Here is a 5469-nt window from a genome sequence, read left to right as displayed (position 1 = left end):
AATCCCAGCAGATGACATTGCTGTATGACGGGGCCTTCATCCCCGTTCTCTACACCGGGCAATACGGCTTCGACTGGTTCCTGTTTTCGCGGCCCTTCACCTACGCGTTCATGCATGGCGGCTTTGCCCATATCGCCATCAACATGGTGTGGCTCGCCGCGTTTGGCTCACCATTGGCAAACCGTCTGGGAACGCTGTGGTTCGCGCTGTTCTTTGCCGCAACCGGGCTGGCTTCGGTCGCGCTTTTCTGGGCACTGCATCCTTACGGTGAGGCGCCGCTGGTCGGGGCTTCCGGTGCGATATCAGGCATGATGGGGGCTGCGGCGCGTTTTGGCTTCCGCACCGATCGTTCGGCCGGCAAGGCCGCCTTCGCCGGCCCGGTGCTGCCGATCGCATTCGTGTTGCGCTTGCGCGGTGTCGTGATTTTCCTTGCCATGTGGATGGTCATCAATCTCGCCACCGGCCTGCTCGGTTTTGCCCCGGGGGTAGACGGCCAGATCGCCTGGGAGGCCCATATTGGCGGCTTTGTCGCCGGCTTCTTCGGCCTGCGCTGGTTCGACAGGCGATGGCAGGCGCCCGAATGGGAGACGGCCGACCACCACACTTGAAATGCAACCGATCACGGCGCACGATGTTCACTCTTACGTGAAGGCCGGTCAGGGCAGGAACCGGCAGGCAAAGCAGAGGAGGACGCCATGACGGTTAAGGCAATTCTCGAGAGAAAAGGCCATGACGTGTTGACGCTCGGGCCGAACGAAAAGCTTAGCGAAGCCATCCGTATCCTGGCAGAGCACAAGATCGGGGCGCTGGTCATCACCAATGGCGATCGCAAGATCGTCGGCATCCTGTCAGAGCGCGATATCGTCCGGGTTGTCGCCCGCGAAGGTGGAGCCGCGCTCGATATCCCCGTGCGTTCGGCGATGACGCCGAAAGTGAAGATCTGCAACGAAAACCACACCGTCAACGAGGTGATGGAGATCATGACCCGAGGCCGCTTCCGCCATCTGCCGGTGGAAAAGGACGGCATGCTCGATGGCATCGTGTCCATTGGCGACGTGGTCAAGCGCCGCATCGAGGATGTCGAGCGCGAGGCCGACGAGATCAGAGCCTACATCGCCACCGCCTGAGCGGTGAGGCGAACCGCCGGCCGGAGAACCGACCGGCGGAGCCGTGGTTACCTGTTGTCGAGTTCGGAGCGGACGAGTGCGAGCCCGCGCCGGGTGATGCGGTAGGGTCCACCGTCAGACGAAGAAACAGCCTTCTTCCGCTTCAGTTTTCGAAACAGCTCGAGATCGACGCCCGGATAATGCCAGCCGTCGCGGGTCAGGCATTTGACGGAGGCGATCCGTTTCTTCTCGTTCTTTTCGATTTCAATGCGTCCGCCCTGCGCGAGCAGGTGCAGGATGCGCTGTTTCCACAGCGCCGCGCGTCCTCTTGCACGCGCAAAGGACGCTGTGGCACTTATGATTTGGCGCATGATCCTTTCCGAAAATCGATACCGATTTTCGGGGTCATGCGCTGCGCGAAATATCCATGTGAGAGTTTTCCGGGAAAACAAAAAATGCCGCCGCCGCGAAGCTTCGCGGCACGGGGTTTCAGGTTTTCTGCCCTGCCTCGCCAGGAGGTCAGGGCCTTACCGGGACTGAGCGTAAGTGGACATCCACTCTCCATTGGAATGGACCTCCCATAGGCGAACGCAGCTGAAAAGGCCAGTCCGCGGCTTTGCGCTTGTGTTTTTTGGGCGCTTGTCTCTTTTGGCGGTTTGCACTAGCGAAGTTGCACACCAAAGTGTGCGAAACGCATTATCCGCAGTTCCAATACGCAGGCCACCATGTCCCTCATCGACACCCGCACGCCCGACGCCAAGCGCCTTGTTTCCGGTGCCACCGGCGACTGGGAGATCATCATCGGCCTCGAGGTCCATGCCCAGATTACATCGGAAGCAAAGCTGTTTTCCGGCGCCTCGACCGCTTTCGGCGCGGCGCCCAACGCCAATGTCAGCCTGGTCGATGCGGCGATGCCCGGCATGCTGCCGGTCATCAACGAGGAATGCGTCAAGCAGGCGATCCGCACCGGCCTTGGGCTGAAAGCGCAGATCAACCACAAGTCGGTCTTCGATCGGAAGAACTACTTCTATCCAGACCTGCCGCAGGGCTACCAGATCTCGCAGTTCAAGCAGCCGATCGTCGGCGAGGGCACGGTGATCGTTTCCGTTGGCCCCGATCGTCAGGGCGAATTCGAGGACATCGAAGTCGGCATCGAGCGGCTGCATCTGGAGCAGGATGCCGGAAAGTCGATGCACGACCAGCATGTGACCATGTCCTATGTCGACCTCAACCGCTCCGGCGTGGCGCTGATGGAGATCGTCTCCAAGCCCGACATGCGCTCGGCCGACGAAGCCAAGGCTTATGTCACCAAGCTGCGCACCATCGTGCGCTATCTCGGCACCTGCGACGGCAACATGGACGAAGGTTCGATGCGCGCCGACGTCAACGTTTCGGTGCGCAAGCCGGGCGGCGAGTTCGGCACGCGCTGCGAGATCAAGAACGTCAACTCGATCCGCTTCATCGGCCAGGCCATCGACTACGAGGCGCGCCGGCAGATCGCCATTCTCGAGGATGGCGGCAAGATCGACCAGGAGACGCGGCTGTTCGACGCCGTCAAGGGCGAGACGCGTTCGATGCGCTCCAAGGAAGAGGCGCATGATTACCGCTACTTCCCCGATCCGGACCTCTTGCCGCTGGAATTCGACCAGGCCTATGTCGATGCGCTGGCCAAGGAATTGCCGGAACTGCCAGACGACAAGAAGGCGCGGCTGATCGCGTCGCTCGGCCTGTCGGTCTATGACGCCTCGATCCTGGTTTCGGAAAAGCCGATCGCCGACTATTTCGAGAAGGTGGCCGCCGGCCGCGACGGCAAGCTCGCCGCCAACTGGGTCATCAACGATCTGCTCGGGCAATTGAACAAGGCCGGAAAAGACATTGAAAACGCTCCGGTTTCCCCCGAGCAGCTTGGCGCGGTCATCGATCTGATCAAGGACGGCACCATTTCCGGCAAGATCGCCAAGGACCTGTTCGAGATCGTCTGGAATGAGGGCGGCGATCCGCGCCAGCTGGTCGAGAGCCGTGGCATGAAGCAGGTCACCGACACCGGCGCCATCGAGAAGGCCGTAGACGAGGTGATTGCAGCCAACCCCGACAAGGTCGAACAGGCGCGCGCCAAGCCGAGCATGGCCGGTTGGTTCGTTGGCCAGGTGATGAAGGTGACCGGCGGCAAGGCCAATCCACAAGCGGTCAACGACCTCGTCAAGACCAAGCTGGGCATCGAGTAGCGCGGTGTTTGTCCGCACCGCAGGTGAACGTGATCTGACGGCCATCCGGGCGCTGCTGGTCGAAACCTGGCACACGACCTATGACGCGGTCTATGGCCCTGATCGGATCGACCGGGTCATCGAGGATTGGTGTTCGCCGGCGAAATTGAGAGCTAGCCTTGAGCGGCCGAATGCCGAATTCCTGGTCGCCGACGACGGCAAGCGCATCGGCGGCGTCGCCTATGCCGAAAGCGTCGAAGGCGGCACCGTGGTCGACCTGCAACAGCTCCATGTCGCACCCGACCTGCAAGGCCGGGGCATCGGCGGGATGTTGCTCGATGAGGTGATCGAGAATTTTCCGGAAGCCCGCTCTCTACGCATCGAGGTCGTGGAGCAGAACAGGCGTGCGGTCGCCTTCTATCTGGCCAACGGCTTTGCCGAGATTGGCCGGGCCGACAATTATGGGCCGGCGCAGTCCGGTATTGCTGCGTTGATTCTTGAGCGGATGCTGACCGCCTGAGCGCTCGATGATCGCGCGATTGCATCACGTTGTTGCGAGTGGACCCTCGAGCACACGGCTTTCATTTGACGGCGCAAATATCGAGCGCAAAGCTGTGGCCGCTGACCCCAGCCATGATCGGTGTTTGACCGGTGGCATGCGAGGCAGCTTGGGGAATCGTCATGCCAAGCTTGCCGGAACTGATGCCGACACAGGTGTCGGACGAGACCTTTGGCGGCGTCACCTATCATATAGCGGGCGAGCTGGTGCCGGTGCTTTCGGTCGATGTCACGCGCATGCCGGTCTATTTCGAGCACCACATCCTTTTGTGGAAGAATTCCACCATCACCATCGGCCTGAAATCGCTGAAGGGCGCGCTGAAGCGGATGATGGCCGGCATGCAGATCTTCGTCACCGAGGCGTCGGGGGCGGGCATCGTTGCCTTCAGCCGCGATGGGCCGGGCCACATCGTGCCGATCCATCTCAGGCACGGCGAAGAGATCCAGGTGCGCGAGCACCAGTTTCTCGCCGCCACCGGCAATGTCGACTACACCTTCGAACGGGTGCGCGGCCTGGCGACGATGCTGTTCGGCCAGAGCGGCTTTTTCATCGACCGCTTTCGCGGTGATTCCGGCGATGGCATCGTCTGGCTGCACGGCTATGGCAACGTCTTCGAAAAGACGCTCGCCGCCGGCGAAACCATCGACATCGAACCAGGCGGCTGGCTGTTCAAGGATGCCTCGGTCAGGATGGAGACCAAGATCGATCGCCTGTCGAGCGGCTTCTTCGGCGCCAACATGAATTTCATCGTCAACCGATTCACCGGACCGGGCCGTGTCGGCATCCAGTCGATGTATCTGCATATGCCGACGGAGGAATAGTTCGGCGAAGGCCACTGGCGGGCAGCAATGGCGGCCGCGACCCGGCCATGCGTCATCGCGGCGTTTGCCGTGCCGGCTCACCACGGATATGCAAGGGCCATGACCAAATTGTTCCGCACTGCGGCGCTGGCGCTGCTCGCCATCATCATTTTCGCGACCTTGTCGCCGATCCAGATGCGGCCGCATCTCGCTGAAGCAAATGTCGAGCGTGCCTTGGCTTATGTCCTGCTAGGCTTCGCCCTCGCGGTCGGCTTCCCCAACCGACTGTATCAAGTGGTGATCTTTGTGGCTGTGATCGCCGGCATGCTGGAACTGCTTCAGCTCATTGATCCCGGTCGCCATGCACGCCTCATCGATGCATTGGTGAAAGCCTTTGCCGGGGTGGTTGGGATCGTCGCGGGACACCTGATCGTCAGGGCCGGCCGGCAAAAGAGCGAGAGCTAGGCGCGGCAGCAATCCGCCGCGGAGGATCGAGCCTTCGCTAGGCAGCGGGAACCCCCACATTGTCGATTAGCCTGGTTTTGCCGAGCCATGCCGCTGCGAGAAGACGCCCTTCGCGGTTTCGACGCCATGGCGCAAGCGTCAGGCTTTCGCGTGCCTCGACATAGTCGACCTTCTGGAAACCGGCGGCGATGAGGTCGCGGCTGGCCTCTTCGGTTGCGTCGGTTTGGTGGGCGCCTGCCGCCAGGGCCGCAGCCGTTTTGCGCAATATCACGTTGAGTTGGCGGCCGACCTTCAGTTCGGCCTCATCGAGATAGGCGTTGCGTGACGACATGGCG

General features: G+C 61.5%; 8 protein-coding genes. 6 read left to right on the top strand and 2 right to left on the bottom strand.

The window, feature by feature from the left end:
* Both EN969_RS15165 and EN969_RS15160 read left to right on the top strand, forming a co-directional pair.
* On the top strand, positions 1-608 hold a 608-nt coding region (locus tag EN969_RS15165; RefSeq protein ID WP_164758267.1), incomplete at its 5' end, for a rhomboid family intramembrane serine protease.
* An 87-nt stretch (positions 609-695) separates the two neighbouring features.
* Positions 696-1127 carry a CBS domain-containing protein gene (locus EN969_RS15160; RefSeq protein WP_013531344.1) on the top strand — a complete coding sequence of 144 codons (432 nt, stop codon included), beginning with the start codon at positions 696-698 and terminating at the stop codon, positions 1125-1127.
* Positions 1128-1174: 47 nt separating this feature from the next.
* On the opposite strand, the gene EN969_RS15155 is transcribed toward EN969_RS15160, so the two are convergent.
* Positions 1175-1477 (bottom strand): YjhX family toxin, encoded by a 303-nt coding sequence (locus EN969_RS15155; protein ID WP_082826465.1) that lies wholly within the window; start codon positions 1475-1477, stop codon positions 1175-1177.
* Between the two features lie 354 nt (positions 1478-1831).
* Here EN969_RS15155 and gatB point away from each other — a divergent pair, with 354 nt between their 5' ends.
* From gatB to EN969_RS15130, 4 genes are all read left to right on the top strand, one after another.
* The gene (gene gatB / locus EN969_RS15145; protein ID WP_063168097.1) at positions 1832-3331 is read left to right on the top strand and encodes an Asp-tRNA(Asn)/Glu-tRNA(Gln) amidotransferase subunit GatB; all 1500 of its coding nucleotides are present in this window, start codon (positions 1832-1834) and stop codon (positions 3329-3331) included.
* 4 nt (positions 3332-3335) lie between these two features.
* Positions 3336-3830, top strand: a complete 495-nt coding sequence (locus tag EN969_RS15140) for a GNAT family N-acetyltransferase (RefSeq protein WP_063168096.1) — start codon at positions 3336-3338, stop codon at positions 3828-3830.
* A 161-nt stretch (positions 3831-3991) separates the two neighbouring features.
* On the top strand, positions 3992-4690 hold the full coding sequence (locus tag EN969_RS15135) for an AIM24 family protein (RefSeq protein ID WP_027160398.1): 699 nt from the start codon (positions 3992-3994) through the stop codon (positions 4688-4690).
* 99 nt (positions 4691-4789) lie between these two features.
* Positions 4790-5134 carry a hypothetical protein gene (locus tag EN969_RS15130; RefSeq protein ID WP_063170249.1) on the top strand — a complete coding sequence of 115 codons (345 nt, stop codon included), beginning with the start codon at positions 4790-4792 and terminating at the stop codon, positions 5132-5134.
* A gap of 37 nt (positions 5135-5171) precedes the next feature.
* On the opposite strand, the gene EN969_RS15125 is transcribed toward EN969_RS15130, so the two are convergent.
* Positions 5172-5469 (bottom strand): pantoate--beta-alanine ligase (locus EN969_RS15125; RefSeq protein ID WP_206525161.1); only part of this gene is annotated, 298 nt, incomplete at its 5' end.

Origin of the sequence: Mesorhizobium sp. M7A.F.Ca.CA.003.01.2.1, assembly GCF_003998945.1 — a bacterium.
Classification (GTDB): Bacteria; Pseudomonadota; Alphaproteobacteria; order Rhizobiales; family Rhizobiaceae; genus Mesorhizobium; species Mesorhizobium ciceri.
Note: the sequence above shows the minus strand (reverse complement) of the source record. Positions and strands in the feature narration are given on the sequence as shown.

Excerpts from the sequence above, each read along its gene's own strand:
- EN969_RS15160 (WP_013531344.1), top strand. The coding sequence starts at position 696 with ATGACGGTTAAGGCAATTCTCGAGAGAAAAGGCCATGACGTGTTGACG.
- EN969_RS15155 (WP_082826465.1), bottom strand. The coding sequence starts at position 1,477 with ATGCGCCAAATCATAAGTGCCACAGCGTCCTTTGCGCGTGCAAGAGGA.
- gatB (WP_063168097.1), top strand. The coding sequence starts at position 1,832 with ATGTCCCTCATCGACACCCGCACGCCCGACGCCAAGCGCCTTGTTTCC.
- EN969_RS15135 (WP_027160398.1), top strand. The coding sequence starts at position 3,992 with ATGCCAAGCTTGCCGGAACTGATGCCGACACAGGTGTCGGACGAGACC.
- EN969_RS15130 (WP_063170249.1), top strand. The coding sequence starts at position 4,790 with ATGACCAAATTGTTCCGCACTGCGGCGCTGGCGCTGCTCGCCATCATC.